This window comes from Streptomyces sp. NH27 (assembly GCF_056859195.1).
The window spans coordinates 1-16,086 of record NZ_JACEGK010000123.1; the positions used below are offsets into that span (position 1 = coordinate 1).

Here is a 16,086-nt window from a genome sequence, read left to right on the forward strand (position 1 = left end):
GGGCCGAACTGGCCGCACACCATGCGCCCCATTGACATATTCGGCGGCCGCACCGGCCGCACCGGTCGCCCCCGCGGCCCGCGCACCCGGCCGCGCGCCGGCGCCCCAACCCGCCGCGGCAGCCCCGGCCATGGCGAATCGGCACCGGCAACCCGCCCCTAGCGGCCCGGCGCCCACGGCGCGGCCCTGACCGGCCCCGTCCTAGCCGCGCGGTTCCAGCGGCAGCAGTTCCGGCCGCTTGGGCAGCACGTCGTCGCCGGAGGACTCCCCGCGCAACCGGCGGCCGATCCACGGCACCAGATGCTCGCGGGCCCAGTGGATGTTGTCCCGGCGGACCTGCGCGGGCAGCCGGCGCGGCTCCGGCGGCCAGGGCAGCTCGGGGTCGGCCGGCGGCTCCAGGCCGAGCACCTGGGCGGCCCGCAGCGCCACCCGGACATGCCCGGCGGACGACAGGTGCAGCCGGTCGTCGCTCCAGGCCCGCCGGTCGTGGATGGCCCGCAGCGACCACAGGTCGAGCACCGGGCAGCCGTAGCGGTCGGCGACCGCCCGGACATGGGCGTTGTACGTCGCGATCTTGCCGCGCAGCAGGCCGAGCACCGGCACCCCGCGGGTGTCGAAGCCCGTACAGACCATCACGGTGCCGACCACCGCGCGCAGTTCCGCGACCGCGCCCTCGAACCGCTCGGCGAGCGCGTCGGGGTCGCTGCCCGGGCGCAGGATGTCGTTGCCGCCGGCGCAGAAGGTGACCAGGTCCGGCGCGAGCGTGATCGCCCGGGGCACCTGCTCGTCGATGATCCGGTCCAGCAGCCGGCCGCGCACTGCGAGGTTGGCGTAGCGGAAGTCGCCGGGCGGGCTCCCGCCGGCCCGGCGGTCGGCGAGCAGCCCCGCCAGCCGGTCGGCCCACCCCACGAACGCCTCGCCGGGCCCGGGGTCGCCGACGCCCTCCGTGAAGCTGTCCCCCACCGCCGCGTACGACCCGAACCCGGCCGCGGCCGGGGCGAGCACGCGGCCCGGCCCGCTCGTCGGCGCCCGCGACGCCGGGTGTTCCTCGTCGGTCTCTCCGTTGTCTTCTGTCCGCGTATCGTCAGCCACGTCGGACCATTTTTCTCCTCGGGCTGTGACCTACGCGACCGTAAGGACGGGTTGACGGCACGTGATTCATCCCACCCGGCCGGACGGAAAACAACCGCCGGCAGATGGAATACGGCCGGACACATACCGGTCGGTACGTCGTCGCCCGCGCTGCCGTATCGTCGGCGGTGGCACGGTCCGGCGCGATACGCGCAGTTCACGACGATCCGCGCCACGCGCAGAACACGCGCAGAACACGCGCCGGCGCACGCCGAACGCATGGCATGGCCCACGACGAAGAGAACCTCGACGAGGAGAAAAGGAGCACCGGTGACGCAGGAAGTGCGGCAGTCCGCCGCGACCGGCCCGGAACCCCAGCTGACCGGGGTGCGCAACTTCCGTGACGTGGGCGGCCTGCCCACCGCCGACGGCCGACGGGTACGGCCGGGGGTGCTCTTCCGCAGCGGCCACCTCGCGCACGCCGACGAGCAGGACGCGGACTTCCTCACCTCGCTCGGGCTGCACACGATCTTCGACTTCCGCAACGGCGACGACATCGCGATCGAGGGCCCGGACGTCACGCTGCCCGGCACCCGCAACGTCAACCTCCCGCTCAGCGACCCCGCGCAGAACGCGGGCTTCTGGCGGACCGTCCGCGACGGTGATCTCGACTCGCTGCACGCCGCACTCGGCGACGGCAGGGGCGCGGAGCGGATGGAGGCGTCCTACCGCAAGCTCGTCCTCGAACGCACCTTTGAGCACGGCCACATGCTCGCCCTGCTCGCCGGGCCGGCCGACGACGAACCGGCCGCGGACCGGCAGCCGGCAACAACCGCGGCGAGCACCCTGGCGGCCACCGCGGCGGCGACCGCGGCAGTGGCACCCGCGGACCGCGCCGCCGTGCCCGCGCTGCTGCACTGCGCCGCCGGCAAGGACCGGGCCGGCACCTCCATGGCGATCATCCTGCTCGCCCTCGGGGTGGAGCGCTCCGCGATCGAGGCGGACTACCTGGAGAGCAACGCCCAGCACCGCCGCTACAAAGTGGTGCGCGGCGACGGAAGCACCGGCACCGCGATCGACCCGGCCGTCCGCGACCTGCTCAACCCGCTCTTCGAGGCCCGGATCGAGTACCTGCGGGCCGCGTTCGACACCATCGAGGAGCACTGGGGCTCCGTCGACCGCTACCTCGAGGAGGGCCTCGCCCTGACCCCCGCGGCCCGCGCCCGCCTCCAGGCCCGCCTCCTGACGGACTGATCCGCCCTCGCCGGCGGACCGGCCACCCCGCGGCGCCGGACTCCGGGCGCCACCGGGTGGGGGCCGTCAGCGGTTGGCCACCGCCTGCTTCACCAGGGTCCGGCCGAAGTCCCACATCAGGCCGCCGCCGCCGTGCGCGTCGTCCATGACGTCGGTGAACGCGTTGACGAAGCGGTCGATGTCCGCCTCGTCGACGACCAGCGGCGGGATCAGCTTGATCACCTCGATGTGGTCCCCGGAGACCTGCGTGAGGATACGGTGCCGCTGGAGCAGCGGCACCACCACCATCTGGGCGAACAGGCCCTTGCGCGCGGCCTGGAGCATCGTCCAACGGCTGCGCAGTTTCAGCGACTTGGGCCGGCCGAACTCGACCGCGACCATCAACCCGCGGCCGCGGACGTCCTTCAGCAGTTCGTACTCGTCGACGAGCGCGGCCAGCCGGGTGCGCAGCAGGTCGCCCATCCGCCGGGAGTTCTCGACCAGTTGCTCGTCCTCGACCACCGACAGCGTGGCCAGGCCGGCCACCATGGCCTGTGCGTTGGAGCCGTAACTGGCCGAGTGCACCAGCACCCGGTCCATGGAGGAGTAGACCTTCTTGAAGATCCAGTCCTTGCCGAGGGTCGCGCCCACCGGGACGTAGCCGCCGGAGAGCGTCTTCGCCACCGTGAGCAGGTCGGGTTCGACGCCCTCCTCGTGCTGATAGGCGTAGAAGCGGCCGGTGCGGCCGATGCCGGTCTGCACCTCGTCGCAGATGAGCAGCGCCTTGTGCGCGCGCAGCAGCGACTGGGCGGACCGCAGGTAGCCGGCCGGGGGGATGTGCACGCCGTGGCCCTGGATCGGCTCGACGATCATCGCCGCCACGTCGCCGCGCTTGAGCTCCCGGGCCAGCGCGTCGAGGTCGCCGACCTCGATCTCGGTGTCGGGCAGCAGGGGTGCGAAGCCGTCCTGGAAGCCCTCCTCGCCGTTGACCGACAGCGAGCCGGTGGTCAGGCCGTGGAAGGAGTGCTTGCAGTACAGCACCCGGGGCTTGCCGGTGGCGTACCGGGCGAACTTCAGCGCGGTCTCGACCGCCTCGGTGCCGCTGTTGCCGAAGAACACCCGGTCCAGGTGCGGGGTGTGGGCGAGCAGCTTCTCGGCGAGCAGTCCGGGCAGCGGCTGGCAGTCGAACCGGGTCAGGTCCGGCAGTCCCGCGTCCAGCACGTCGTGCAGCGCCTTGCGGACCACCGGGTGGTGGCGGCCGACGCCCATCACGCCGAACCCGGCGAGCATGTCCAGGTAGTCGTTGCCCTCGGCGTCCCAGAAGTGCGCGCCCTCGGCCCGCTCGTAGTACTTGTCGAAGCCGATGGTGTGCAGCATCCGCGGCAGTTGGTGGTTCAGGTGCTTGGTGTGCAGGTCATACCGCTCACCGCCCCGCTCCGCGAGCAGGGTGCCCAGGTCGAACCCCTTCGGCTGCGCACCGGGGACCGCGGTGCCGGGCTGCGGCGTCGGGTCGGACGATGTCATCGTTCACCTGCTCCTCGCGTGCGTGGGGTGCTGCCACCCGAAGTATGCGCCGGTCTCGCGGCGTCGGAACCGGCCGGGTCGGCCTGCCCCGGTACGGTCCCGGATGCGCTTCCGGGTGCGGTTCCGGGTACGGAGCCGGCGCCCGGTACGGCACCACCGCCGCCCGCCGGAACGGCCGCCTCGGCACCGTCGGCTTCGACCCCCGGCCCGGTGCGCGCGGCGAGCCGCAGGAAGGACGCGCCGACGGACCCGGCGATCTCCGCCGGGGTCAGCCCGATGTCCGCCAGCACCTCGCCCCGCTTGGCGTGCGCGAGGAACTGCGGGGGGATGCCGAAGTCGCGCAGCGGCACGTCGACGGACGCGTCGCGCAGCGCCTGGGCGATCGCCGAACCGACGCCCGCGACACGGCCGTTGTCCTCGACGACGGCCACCATCCGGTGCCCGGCGGCGAGTTCGGCCAGCGCGGGGTCGACCGGCTTGACCCAGCGCGGATCGGCCACGGTGACGCCGATGCCGCGCCCGGCCAGCAACTCGGCGACCGACAGGCAGGTGCCGGCGAGCGCGCCGACGGAGACCAGCAGCACATCGGGCCGCAGGCCCTCGGCCGGCCGGTGCAGGATGTCCACGCCGCCGACCCGGTCGAGTGCGGGCACCGCCTCCCCCGCGGTCTCCTTCGGGAAGCGGACGACGGTGGGCGCGTCGTCCACCGCGACCGCCTCCCGCAGCTGCGCGCGCAACTGGTCGGCGTCACGCGGCGCGGCGATCCGCAGCCCGGGCACCACCTGGAGGATGGACATGTCCCACATGCCGTTGTGCGAGGCGCCGTCCACCCCGGTCACCCCGGCCCGGTCCAGGACGAAGGTGACGCCGCACTTGTGCAGCGCGACGTCCATCAGCACCTGGTCGAGGGCCCGGTTGAGGAAGGTCGCGTAGACCGCGACGACCGGGTGCAGCCCGCCGGTGGCCAGGCCCGCGGCCGAGGTCGCGGCGTGCTGCTCGGCGATGCCGACGTCGAAGACGCGGTGCGGGTAGGCGGCGGCGAACTTCGTCAGGCCCACCGGCTGGAGCATGGCCGCGGTGATGGCGACCACGTCGGGCCGCTCGGCGCCGATGGCCACCAACTCCTCGCCGAACACCGAGGTCCACGACGGCCCTGGGGAGGGGGCGAGCGGCCGGCAGGTCAGCGGGTCCATCGCGCCGACGGTGTGGAAGTGGTCCGCCTCGTCCTGCTCGGCGGCGGCGTACCCGCGGCCCTTCTCGGTGAGGCAGTGCACCAGCACCGGGCCGTGGAAGCGGCGGGCGCGGCGCAGCGCGGACTCCACCGCGGCGATGTCGTGGCCGTCGATCGGGCCGAGGTACTTCAGCCCCAGGTCCTCGAACATGCCCTGCGGCGCGAAGGCGTCCTTGAAGCCCTTCTTCGCGCCGTGCAGCGACTCGTAGAGCGGCTGGCCGATCACCGGGGTCTGCTGGAGGAGTTGCTTGCCCCAGGACAGGAAGCGCTCGTAGCCGTCGGTGGTGCGCAGGGTGGCGAGGTGGTTGGCCAGGCCGCCGATGGTGGGGGCGTAGGAGCGCTCGTTGTCGTTGACGACGATGATCAGCGGGCGGTCCCTGGCGGCGGCGATGTTGTTCAGCGCCTCCCAGGCCATGCCGCCGGTGAGCGCGCCGTCGCCGATGACCGCGACCACGCGGTCGTCGCTGCCGCGGACCTCGTTGGCCTTGGCGAGGCCGTCGGCCCAGCCGAGCACGGTGGAGGCGTGGCTGTTCTCGATCACGTCGTGTTCGGACTCGGCGCGGGAGGGGTAGCCGGACAGGCCGCCCTTGCTGCGGAGTTTGGAGAAGTCCTGCCGGCCGGTGAGCAGTTTGTGCACGTAGGACTGGTGGCCGGTGTCCCACAGGATGCGGTCGGCGGGTGAGTCGAAGACGCGGTGCAGCGCGATCGTCAGCTCCACCACGCCGAGGTTGGGGCCGAGGTGGCCGCCGGTCCTGGCGACCGCGTCGACGAGGAAGTGACGGATGTCGGAGGCGAGTTCGTCGAGCCGGCCGTCGGGCAGTGCCTTCAGGTCGCGCGGGCCTTTGATGTTCTCCAGCATCGACATGTGTGGACCTCGTTCCTGCCGGGATTGCGGTGGATCGCCGGCCGCTGACCGGCCGGTGGCAGTGCGGGTACGAGCCACCGGCGCGGCCTGCGCCGTCGCCGATGGCTCGTACCCGATTACGGCCTGGTCACTTCGCGCGGTTGGACGCGACAGTCTCCCGGGCGGCGCGGATGGACTCCTTCAGCGAACCCATGGTGGCCAGTACGGCCGTGGGCTCGTAGCCGCAGTGGGCCATGCAGTTGTCGCAGCGCTCGTCCTTGCCGCGGCCGTACTTGTCCCAGTCGGTCTCGTCGATCAGCTTCTGGTACGTCGCCACATAGCCGTCGGCCATCAGGTAGCAGGGGCGCTGCCAGCCGAAGAGCGAGTAGTTGGGGATCGCCCAGGCGGTGCAGGGGAAGTCCGCCTTGCCCTCCAGGAAGTCCAGGAAGAGCGGGCTGTGGTTGAGCCGCCACTTCTTGCGGTTGCCGTCGCCGAACGCCTTCCGGAACAGCTCGCGGGTCTGCTCGACGCCGAGGAAGTGATCCTGGTCGGGCGCCTTCTCGTACGCGAACGCGGGCGAGAGCATCATCTCGTCGACCTCGAGGTCGTCATTGAGGAAGTTGAGCACCTCGATGATCGTCTGCGGGGTGTCCGTGTTGAAGAAGGTGGAGTTGGTGGTCACCCGGAAGCCGCGCCGCTTGGCCTCCTTGATCGCCTCCACGGCCTCGTCGAAGGTGCCCTCCTTGGCCACCGATTCGTCGTGCCGCTCGCGCAGGCCGTCAATGTGCACGGTAAACGCGAAGTAAGGGGACGGTGTGAACTTGTCCATTTTCTTGCGCATGAGCAGGGCGTTGGTGCAGAGGAATACGTATTTCTTACGGGCGACCAGCTGGCGTACGATCTCGTCGATCTGGGGGTGCATGAGCGGCTCGCCGCCCGCGATGGAGACCATCGGCGCGCCCGACTCCAGCACCGCCCCGACCGCCTGGGCCACCGGCATGCGCTGCTTCAGCACCCCGGCCGGGTGTTGGATCTTGCCACAGCCCTCGCATTTGAGGTTGCAGGCGAAGAGCGGTTCGAGTTCGACGATCAGCGGGAACTTTTCGCGACGCCTAACCATTTTCTGTTCGAAGAGGTATGACGCGACGCGGACGGTCTGACGGAGCGGCATGGCCATCTAGCTCACCTCCAGGGGAGCGCGGTAGTGCGGTGCCAATCGAGAAAGGCGGGAACAAGATCTCTGAGCACTCGGAATGCGATGATCCCGGTGCGAAGCGTTCCGACACGGACGAGTTCGAACTCGGGCGTGTCGACGACGACGCGGGCCGCAGCGATGCGGTGCGCGCCCTCGGCGAGAGCGGCGCGGCGCATCGCGGCCGACTCCATGTCCACGGCGATGGCACCTGTCGCCGCGAGTGCGGTGCGCTCGGCGCCCCGCACGACATGATCGGATTCCGCCAGTGTGCCGGTGTGCACGGTGTGGCCCCGGTCCGCGAGAGCGGCCTTGAGCGCGGCGGCGAGCGTCGCGCTCTCGTGCCCGTCGTCGGAGACGACGACGTCGCCCGGCCGCATGCCGGGGGCGAGCCCCGCGCAGAAGCCGGTGGTCAGGACGGAACCGCCGTGCAGCGCCGGGTCCTTCAGGGCCTGGGCGACGACCCGCTCCGCGTTCTTCGGTCCCATGCCGGTTCGCAGCACGGTGACCGGGAACTCCGCGGCATTCTTGGCGGTGCCCCTGCGCAGCGCGAAGCGCTCGATCGGCAGGGCGCACACCACGGTCAGCGGGGGTCGGGGACGGCCCACGAACTAGGCCCCCTTTCCGGTGCTCGGGATGATGGTGGGGCTGGGCATGCCGGTGCTGGCCGTGCCGGTGCCCGACGTGATCACGGCGGACGGGCCGGCCGAGGCCGCCGGGTGGCCGGCGCCGAAGGGTTCGGCACGGGCGTAGCGGCCGAGCGCGGTCAGCGGGAAGACCATCCGGTACAGGTGGTAGTTGATCGAGAAGTCGCGCGGGAAGCCGGTGCCGGTGAAGTACGGCTCGTCCCACGAGCCGTCCGCCAGTTGGGTGTCGGCCAGCCAGCGCACTCCGCGCTCGACCGACTCGGTGTCCCGTTCGCCGGCCGACAGCAGCGCCATCAGCGCCCACGCGGTCTGCGACGGCGTGGAGTGCCCGCGGCCGGCCCATTCCTGCTCGGTGTAGGACCGCAGGTCCTCGCCCCAGCCGCCGTCGGCGTTCTGCACCTCGTGCAGCCAGTCGACGGCCCGGCGGATCGCCGGGTGGTCCGGGGCGAGCCCGGCCGCGGCCAGCGCCGGGACGGCCGAGCCGGTGCCGTAGATGTAGTTGACCCCCCAGCGGCCGAACCAGGCGCCGCTGTCCTCCTGTTCCCGCAGCAGCCAGTCGATGCCGCGCTGGGTGTGCCCGTCGTGCTCCAGGCCGAGCGCGGCCAGCATCTCCACCACGTGCGCGGTCACGTCGGCCGACGGCGGGTCGATCACCTCGCCGAAGTCGCAGAACGGCAACCGGTTCGGGAAGGGGCTGGTGTTGTCGGCGTCGAAGGCGCCCCATGCGCCGTTCCTCGACTGCATGCCGACGTTCCAGCGCACCGCCTTGTCGATCGCGGAGTCCAGCCGGGCCCGGTCGGGGTGGTCGATCCGGCGCAGCGCGAGCACCACCTCGGCGGTGTCGTCGATGTCCGGGTAGTTGTCGTTGTGGAACTCGAACGCCCAGCCGCCGGGCGCGAGTTGCGGGCGCTGCACGGACCAGTCGCCGGGGCGGGTGATCTGCTCGCTGAGCATCCAGTCGGCGGCCTTGACCAGCGCCGGGTGGTCGGCGGGGACGCCGGCGTCGGCGAGCGCGATGGTCGCAAGACAGGTGTCCCAGACCGGGGACTGACACGCCTCGATCATCCGCATGCCGTCCTCGGGCCAGACGGCGAAACGATCCAGCGAGTCGAGTCCGGCCTTGACCACCGGGTGGTCCAGGTCGTATCCGAGCAGGTGGAGGGCGATCACCGAGTAGACGGCCGGCGGTTGGATGCCGCCCCAGCAGCCGTCGGCCTCCTGGCGCTCGATGACCCAGCGGGCACACGCGTTCATCGCGCTGCGGCGCAGCATCCGGGGGCTGAACCGGCGGTAGACGTGCAGTACCTGGTCGAGCCGCTGGAAGACGCCGTCCCAGCTGGTGATGGATTTCCGGCGCTGCTTCGGGTAGGGCCGGCTCGGGTCGACATGCAGCTCGTCGATGCCGAACGGCGCCGGGCGCACCGGCCGGTGGGCGCAGACGACGGTGAGCGGCACGATGGTCTGCCGGGCCCAGCAGCCGAACGAGTAGATGTTCAGCGGCATCCACTTGGGCAGGAAGATGACCTCGGGCGGCATCTCCGGCAGGTCGTCCCAGCTCCACCAGCCGAACAGGGCGAGCCAGATCCGGGTGAAGACCCGGCTGGCGGCCACCCCGCCCTCGCCGCGCGACCACTTGGCGGCCAGCGCCATGTGCGCCTCGGCCGGGTCGTCCCCGGCCAGCCGCAGCGCGACGTACGCCTCGATGGTGGCCGAAACGTCGCCCGGACCGCCGTGGAAGGTGGGCCAGGCGCCGTCCTCGCGCTGCTGGGAGCGAATCCAGCGAGCCGAGGCCGCGGTGACGTGTTCGTCGCGGATGCCGAGGAACTGCCGCAGCAGCAGGTCCTCGGCATCCATCGTCACGTTTGTTTCGAGGTCGCCTTTCCACCATCCATCAGGGTGCTGCCGTGCCAGGAGATGGTCTGCGGCGCGCTGCACGGCACGCTGCGCCGCCGCCTCTGTATCGCCGGCTGGAACAGGCTCCGGCTCCGAGGCGCTACTGGCCGAAGGTGTCCGGTGGGTTGGCGTCCCTGGACTGCCATCGGTCGTCGCTGTCATGGCTTCCCCTTTGCAGTTGAGACTTCTGCGGTGTTGGGGGCGGCCGTCCGCCGTCACATAAGTGAGACCGGCGACGTCATACGCTCCACGTTTGTCTGTTTACTTTTCGCGGACCACCACAAAATCCGCCAGGCCCACGAGCTTACGTTGGATTTCTTCAGGCATGTCCATTTTGTCCAGTGCGGCGATGGCCGTCGTGTACTGCCTCCGGGCCTCCTGAGACGTCCACTCCCGACCACCTGCCTCTTCGATCAACGCCGCACGCAGGGCAAACTCTTCCTCACTGAAGGCATCAGTTTCGATCAATCCGGAGTTTTTCGCGTCCGCCGCCAGGAGTTCACCCAGCCGCTCCGACGCGGGACCGTCGGCGGCGAGCGCCGCGACCACCGGCAGGGACTTCTTACGCTGCCTCAGATCGCTCCAGGTCTGCTTGCCGGTGGTGGCCGGATCGCCCCAGATGCCCAGCAGGTCGTCGATCGCCTGGAACGCCAGCCCCAGGTGGTAGCCGTACTCCTCCAGCGCGTCCGCGTCGGACTCCGACGCGCCGCCGAGCACCGCCCCGATGGAGGAGGCGCAGGCCAGCAGGGCACCGGTCTTGTTGCCCTCCATCTCCAGGCACTCCGCCACGGTGACCCGCTCGCGGTGCTCGAAGGAGATGTCCTGGGCCTGACCGTCGATCAGTTTGCGGGTCGCGGTGGTCAGCCGGCGGGTGGCCCGGCCGGCGTCGGCGGTGCCCTGCTCCAGCAGGATCTCGTTGGCCAGCGCAAAGAGCGCGTCGCCGACCAGGATCGCCTGGGCCGGGCCGTGCACCTTCCACACCGTGTCGCGGTGCCGGCGCTGCTCGTCACCGTCCATCAGGTCGTCGTGCAGCAGCGAGAAGTTGTGCACCAGCTCCACCGCGACCGCTCCGGGCACACCGGTCTCCGCGGGCGCCCCCGCGGCCTGCGCGGACAGCACGGCCAGCGCGGGACGCACCGCCTTGCCGCCGTCGCCGTCCGCGGGCCTGCCGGCCTGGTCGATCCACCCGAAGTGGTACGAGGCGACGGTGTCCATCGGCGGGGCGAGCCGTGCCACGGCCGCGCGAAGCACGGGGGTGGTCAGGATGCGGCCGTTCTCCAGCAGCGCGATCACGCTGTCAGCGGTCACGTTCTCTCCTCTTGTCGCACCAATTGCACTCATGCCGCCTCCAGTACGCCGTATTCGCAGGGCAGTCCAAGGGCGGACAAAGCTTGTCGGGAGGCGTGCAGGCCGCTGCGCACCGCACCCTCCATCGTCGCGGGCCAGCCGGTGGCGGTCCACGCACCGGCCAGGTACAGGCCGGGGGCGCGCGTGGCGGGCCCGGGGCGCAGCGCGGCCACCCCCGGGGTGGGCGCGAAGGTCGCGGTGCGTTCGCGGGTGACGAAGAAGTCGCGGACGGTGGCGCCGCGGGTGGCGGGCAGCACCCGCTCCAGCTCGGGCAGGTAGCGCCGGCGCAACTCGGCCACCGGCAGGTCGATCTCGTCCTGCACCGCGGACTGGGAGACCGCCAGATACTGGCCGCCGCCGGTGAGCCCGGAGCTCCGGGTGCGGTCGAAGACCCACTGAACCGGGCTGCCGAGCGCCGCCAGGAACGGCTGCTGGAGCACCTGCCGGTCGTAGATCACATGAACATTGAGGATCGGCGCGGTACCGATGCGCAAGAGCTTTTCCGGCTCCTCCAGCGCACCGGCCGGCAGCAGTTCGTGTGTCTCCTGCTGCGGCACGGCCAACACCACGGTGCCGGCGGTCAGTTGCTCGCCGCGGCCGGGTCCGGTCTCGACGTCCACGCACCACCCGGCGTGTGCGACGTCACGTCCCGCGCCGCCGTCGGCGGCCGCGTCCGCGGCCTTCGGACGGGGCGTCAGGGCGACCGCGCGGGCCCGCAGCAGCACCCGCACTCCCGCGGCGTCCAGCGCCGCGCGGGCCCGGCCGTCGTGCAGGTCGCCGAGCGGGGCCGAGGCCCAGCCGATGTCGGCGGCGCCCGGCTCGGACAGCAGCCCGGTCTTGAACACCTTCGCGGCCAGGCCCAGCGAGGACTGGTCCGCCGTGGCGTTGAGGGTGGCCACCGCGACCAGGTCCCACAGCGCCTCGATGGTACGGGCGGACTGGCCGCGCTCGGCGAGCCAGCTGCCGAAGTCGACGCGGTCCAGCGCCGGGTCGGCCAGGTCCAGGGCACGCAGCGCGAGCGCGGCCCGCCCGACCGAGGCGCGCTCGGCCATCGACAGGTGCGGATAGCGCAGCAGGCTCGGCGCGAGGTGCAACGGAACCGGCAGCGCCACCCGGCCGATCCGGCCGAGCTTCCCGGTGTCGGCGTCAAATACCGGTACGTCCAGCCGGTCCTGAAGCGTCACCAGGTCGCGGGCCGCGATCCGGTCCAGGAACCACTGGTAGGCGGCACAGCAGCGCAGGAAGACGTGCTGGCCGTTGTCGACGGTCAACTCGCCGCGCTTGAAGGAGAAGGCCAGGCCGCCGAGGCGCGGCCTGGCCTCGGTCAAGGTCACCTCGACCCCGGCGTCGGCGAGCGCGAGCGCCGCGGTCACCCCGGCCAGGCCGCCGCCGACCACGACGGCGCCGCGCCGTCCGCGGGCGGGCTCGGGACTGTCGGCCACGGTGCCGGCTGGGCCGGCTTCCGGGCCGGATCGGGTGGTCGTCATGCGCGCTCTCCTCGGGCCGCACCAGGCGGGGTGCGGCGGGCCGTCGCGGAAGGTGACGCAGTGCGCGTCAACGAGGTTGCTCGGTCGGACGGCGGGTGCGGGACGAACCGCGGGGACTGCACCTGCCGCGGGGACGGGGCGGGTGTGGCGGGCTGAGCTGATGGCATGGCGAACGAGGTGGATGGAGCGTACTGCGCGGTGGGACCCGCTGGGTGCACGCGGGTCGGTCTCACGCGTCCCTCCGCGGATCGGCGACGGGGGCGGGAGTACGGGCGGTACGGCGGGCGTCGAGTCCGGCCAGACCGCGGACCGCGACATACGCCTTCTCCCGGCCCGGCAGCGAGACCCGGCCGCGCAGCACCGCCTCGGGGTCGGCGGCGAACCGCTCCAGCAGCCTGCGGTAGATGCCGGCCATCGCGGCGACGCAGGCGCCGCTCCTGCGGTCGAGCATCGGCAGCAACCGGTAGCCGGTGGCGAACAGCGCCCGGGCCCGGCGTACTTCGAACTCGACCAGCCCGGCGAAGTCGGAGCCGGCCGGCGGGGTGTCACCGTGGAAACCCTCGGCGCAACCGAACTTGGCCAGGTCCTGGGCAGGCAGGTACGTGCGTCCGTTCCCGGCATCCTCACGGACGTCGCGCAGGATGTTGGTAAGTTGCAGAGCGAGGCCGAGCGTGTCGGCGTATTCGGCGGCACGTGCATGATCGTGCCCATTCACGGTACCGAAAACGCCCAATGAGACCCTACCGATAGCTCCCGCCACACAGCGGCAGTAAACGGCCAGGTCGTCCCACGTCTCGTAGCTCTCGCCCCGCACGTCCATCTGGACGCCGTCGATGAGTTCGCCCAGGCCGCCCATCGGGATGGGGAAGAGCGCGGAGGCGTCGGCGAGGGCGACGGCGACCGGATCGGTGTCGTCCTCCTCGACCTCGCGGGCCTCGACCCGGTCGAGCAGGGTGCGGGCCTCCTCCAGCCGGCGCAGCTTCTCGTCGGGCGGCAGTTCGCCGTCCCCGATGTCGTCGACCCGCCGGGAGAACGCGTAGACCGCCGACATCGCCTGACGCTTCGCCATGGGCAGCAGGCGGATTCCGTAGGCGAAGTTGCGGGCCTCGTGGCCGGTCACGGTCTCACAGTACTTGTATGCAGCAAGCACCTGTCCGGACGTGTGCGCGGAACCGTTCACGGTCCGGGTCACCCCTCTCTTCGCAATGTCGACCCCACCTCACGCAGCAGGACGGGTTTGGTGGCCTTGGGCGAACCCGCCAACACGTCGTACCCCGCACCCTCCACCGCCCGCAATGCCGCACGGCCGCCGCCGACGAATCCGGCGAGCAGCAGTCTGAGCCGGCCACGGACGCTGTGGACCAGGGCACCGCCCTCGCCCAGCAGGTCACGGGCCCGCGCGGCTTCGAACGCGACCAGTTCGCGCACCTTCTCCCCCGCGCTCGGTGCGGCGAGATCGGCCTCGTCCACGGAGAAGAGTTTCATGTCCTCCGCCGGGAGGTACACCCGGTCCCTGCCGAGGTCCTCCACGACGTCCTGGAGGTGCTCCACGATCTGGAGCGCGGTGCACACCGCGTCCGAGCGCCGGACCCGCTCCGGGGTGGAGGTGCCGGTGATGGAGAGCACCAGCCGGCCCACCGGATTGGCGGACAACTCGCAGTAGGCGAGCAGGTCGTCATAGGTGGCGTACCGGCTGATCTGCTGGTCCTGCCGGTTGGCGGCGATCAGGCCGAGGAAGGGCTCGGGCGTCAGCCGGTGCCGCTGGACGGTGGGGCGCAGGGCGATCAGCAGCGGGTGCTCGGGGGTGCCGTCGAACACCCGGCGCAGGTCGGCCTCGAAGGCGTCGAGCATCGCCATCCGGTCGTCGGCGGCCTCGGGGGGCAGGCCGAGCCGGACCGCGTCGGGCCGGCCGCCGTCGGCCAGGTCGCCGTCGCCGATGTCGTCCACCAGACGGGCGAACCCGTAAACGGCCATCAGGTCCTGTCGCCAGGCACGCGGAAGGAACACCGGTGCCACCGGGAAATTCTCGCGCGCGGCCTTGTCCAGGACGGCCCGGGAGGTGACGTCCCCGGTCACCGCGGGCTTCCCGGCGCACAGGCGGCGAACGTGCCCCGGAACAGGATGGTCCCGATCTTCATGGCCGCCACATCCCCCGTTCTACACTGCCCCGTCGAAACTTCCCATTTCGGACACGCCGCACCTTCACTCGCGGACACCCGGACCCGGGTATCGATCATCGGCAGGCTCCCAGCACCGGTACAGCTTACGTCGGGGGCCCACCCGGCGTACGCCGGGGGCGCGCCCCGATCGGCGGGCGACAACACACCTCCGCAACAACAACAGATCCCCGCCAGATCATCCGGCGGGGATCGGGTTTTCCGAATATCTTCCCGCCCCCGGTCCTGCACGGGGCAGGGGGTACCGAGCCGGGCAGAGCGGGACAGAGTACGGCAGGGCAGGGCAGGGCAGGGCGGGCCGGGGCAGGGCGGACGACAGGGGACCGGCCGGCGGGCGGCGCGGTCCCCGACATCACGTCACTTGCCGGTCTTGGCCTCGTAAGCGGTCAGTACGTCCTCGGTCGGACCGTCCATCAGCATCACACCGTGCTCCAGCCAGATCACCCGCTCGCAGGTGTCCCGGATCGACGCATTGCTGTGACTGACCAGGAAGACCGTGCCCGCCTCCTTGCGCAACTCACGAATACGCGACTCCGAACGCCTCTGGAACGCCCGGTCACCCGTCGCCAACGCCTCGTCGATCATCAGCACATCATGATCCTTCGCCGCGGCGATCGAGAACCGCAACCGCGCCGCCATACCCGACGAATACGTCCGCATCGGCAACGAGATGAAATCACCCTTCTCATTGATCCCCGAGAAGTCCACGATCCCCTTGTACCGGGACCGCACCTCATCCCGCGACATCCCCATCGCCAACCCGCCCAGGACCACATTCGTGCCCCCGGTCAGATCGTTCATCAACGCCGCGTTCACCCCCAGCAACGACGGCTGCCCATCCGTATAGATCCGCCCCGACTCCGGCGGCAACAACCCCGCAATCGCCCGCAACAACGTCGACTTACCCGAACCATTCGATCCGATGATCCCGATCGCCTCACCGCGATACGCCGTGAAACTCACGTTCTTCACCGCATGCACCCGCCGCACATTCGACGACCGACGCTTCTTCGACAACATCCGCCCCAGCGCCGCCGAAGCGCTCCCCTTACCCGTCCCCGCCCCGTACACCGTGTAGACGATGTTCACGTCCTCCACGATCACCGTCGGCACCTTCGGACGACTCACCTGCACCGGCGGAAGCGCCGGCTGCTCAGCCACGGCCATAGGACTCTTCCGCCTTCCAGAACCAGATGTACCCGCCCACCCCGGCGATCAGCGCCCACGCCACCGCCATCGGCCACACATGCGCCGGCATCTGCGCCGCCGTCACACTGTCGATCAACGCGAACCGCATCAGATCGATGTACACCGCCGCCGGATTCACATCCAGCAGAATCCGCAGCAGATGCGGCGCCGTCGTCGTCAGCTTCGTAATGGAGTACATCACCCCCGACATGTACATCCACGTCCGCAACATGAACGGCATCAACTGCGACA

Annotated in this window: 12 protein-coding genes and 1 pseudogene; 1 reads left to right on the top strand and 12 read right to left on the bottom strand. The window is 71.1% G+C overall.

Going from position 1 to position 16,086, the window contains the following annotated elements:
* Window positions 1-201: 201 nt before the first annotated feature.
* Complete coding sequence (locus AC13HU_RS12815) at window positions 202-1,005, bottom strand: SGNH/GDSL hydrolase family protein (RefSeq protein ID WP_483041961.1); 804 nt, start codon at window positions 1,003-1,005, stop codon at window positions 202-204.
* 396 nt (window positions 1,006-1,401) lie between these two features.
* Between AC13HU_RS12815 and AC13HU_RS12820 the strand changes: the two genes are divergently transcribed.
* A complete protein-coding gene (locus tag AC13HU_RS12820) occupies window positions 1,402-2,325 on the top strand; it encodes a tyrosine-protein phosphatase (protein WP_483041950.1) in 924 nt (307 codons plus the stop codon).
* A gap of 66 nt (window positions 2,326-2,391) precedes the next feature.
* Here AC13HU_RS12820 and AC13HU_RS12825 read toward each other — a convergent pair whose 3' ends face one another.
* The 11 genes and pseudogenes from AC13HU_RS12825 to AC13HU_RS12875 form a co-directional block, all read right to left on the bottom strand.
* Window positions 2,392-3,828, bottom strand: coding sequence for an aspartate aminotransferase family protein (locus tag AC13HU_RS12825; protein WP_483041951.1), 1,437 nt, complete (start codon window positions 3,826-3,828; stop codon window positions 2,392-2,394).
* On the bottom strand, window positions 3,825-5,924 hold the full coding sequence (gene dxs, locus AC13HU_RS12830; protein WP_483041952.1) for a 1-deoxy-D-xylulose-5-phosphate synthase: 2,100 nt from the start codon (window positions 5,922-5,924) through the stop codon (window positions 3,825-3,827). Before dxs ends, AC13HU_RS12825 begins: the two co-directional genes overlap by 4 nt.
* Window positions 5,925-6,051: 127 nt before the next feature.
* A complete protein-coding gene (hpnH, locus tag AC13HU_RS12835) occupies window positions 6,052-7,080 on the bottom strand; it encodes an adenosyl-hopene transferase HpnH (protein ID WP_483041953.1) in 1,029 nt (342 codons plus the stop codon).
* Window positions 7,081-7,085: 5 nt separating this feature from the next.
* Window positions 7,086-7,703, bottom strand: coding sequence for a phosphorylase family protein (locus AC13HU_RS12840; protein WP_483041954.1), 618 nt, complete (start codon window positions 7,701-7,703; stop codon window positions 7,086-7,088).
* A 3-nt stretch (window positions 7,704-7,706) separates the two neighbouring features.
* Window positions 7,707-9,797, bottom strand: coding sequence for a squalene--hopene cyclase (gene shc, locus AC13HU_RS12845; protein WP_483041955.1), 2,091 nt, complete (start codon window positions 9,795-9,797; stop codon window positions 7,707-7,709).
* A gap of 99 nt (window positions 9,798-9,896) precedes the next feature.
* A complete protein-coding gene (locus tag AC13HU_RS12850) occupies window positions 9,897-10,976 on the bottom strand; it encodes a polyprenyl synthetase family protein (protein WP_483041956.1) in 1,080 nt (359 codons plus the stop codon).
* Window positions 10,973-12,469 carry a hydroxysqualene dehydroxylase HpnE gene (gene hpnE, locus AC13HU_RS12855; protein WP_483041957.1) on the bottom strand — a complete coding sequence of 499 codons (1,497 nt, stop codon included), beginning with the start codon at window positions 12,467-12,469 and terminating at the stop codon, window positions 10,973-10,975. Before hpnE ends, AC13HU_RS12850 begins: the two co-directional genes overlap by 4 nt.
* A 229-nt stretch (window positions 12,470-12,698) precedes the next feature.
* On the bottom strand, window positions 12,699-13,661 hold the full coding sequence (gene hpnD, locus AC13HU_RS12860) for a presqualene diphosphate synthase HpnD (protein ID WP_483041958.1): 963 nt from the start codon (window positions 13,659-13,661) through the stop codon (window positions 12,699-12,701).
* Window positions 13,658-14,545, bottom strand: coding sequence for a squalene synthase HpnC (gene hpnC, locus AC13HU_RS12865; RefSeq protein WP_483041959.1), 888 nt, complete (start codon window positions 14,543-14,545; stop codon window positions 13,658-13,660). The genes hpnD and hpnC overlap by 4 nt, the downstream gene beginning before the upstream one ends.
* Window positions 14,546-15,003: 458 nt before the next feature.
* On the bottom strand, window positions 15,004-15,813 hold the full coding sequence (locus tag AC13HU_RS12870; protein WP_483041960.1) for an ABC transporter ATP-binding protein: 810 nt from the start codon (window positions 15,811-15,813) through the stop codon (window positions 15,004-15,006).
* A pseudogene (locus AC13HU_RS12875) lies at window positions 15,800-16,086 on the bottom strand (ABC transporter permease); the annotation flags it as partial. The gene AC13HU_RS12870 and the pseudogene AC13HU_RS12875, both read right to left, overlap by 14 nt.

Coding starts and splice junctions, on each gene's coding strand:
- AC13HU_RS12825 (WP_483041951.1), bottom strand. CDS start 3,828: ATGACATCGTCCGACCCGACGCCGCAGCCCGGCACCGCGGTCCCCGGT.
- dxs (WP_483041952.1), bottom strand. CDS start 5,924: ATGTCGATGCTGGAGAACATCAAAGGCCCGCGCGACCTGAAGGCACTG.
- hpnH (WP_483041953.1), bottom strand. CDS start 7,080: ATGGCCATGCCGCTCCGTCAGACCGTCCGCGTCGCGTCATACCTCTTC.
- shc (WP_483041955.1), bottom strand. CDS start 9,797: ATGACAGCGACGACCGATGGCAGTCCAGGGACGCCAACCCACCGGACA.
- AC13HU_RS12850 (WP_483041956.1), bottom strand. CDS start 10,976: ATGAGTGCAATTGGTGCGACAAGAGGAGAGAACGTGACCGCTGACAGC.
- hpnE (WP_483041957.1), bottom strand. CDS start 12,469: ATGACGACCACCCGATCCGGCCCGGAAGCCGGCCCAGCCGGCACCGTG.
- AC13HU_RS12870 (WP_483041960.1), bottom strand. CDS start 15,813: ATGGCCGTGGCTGAGCAGCCGGCGCTTCCGCCGGTGCAGGTGAGTCGT.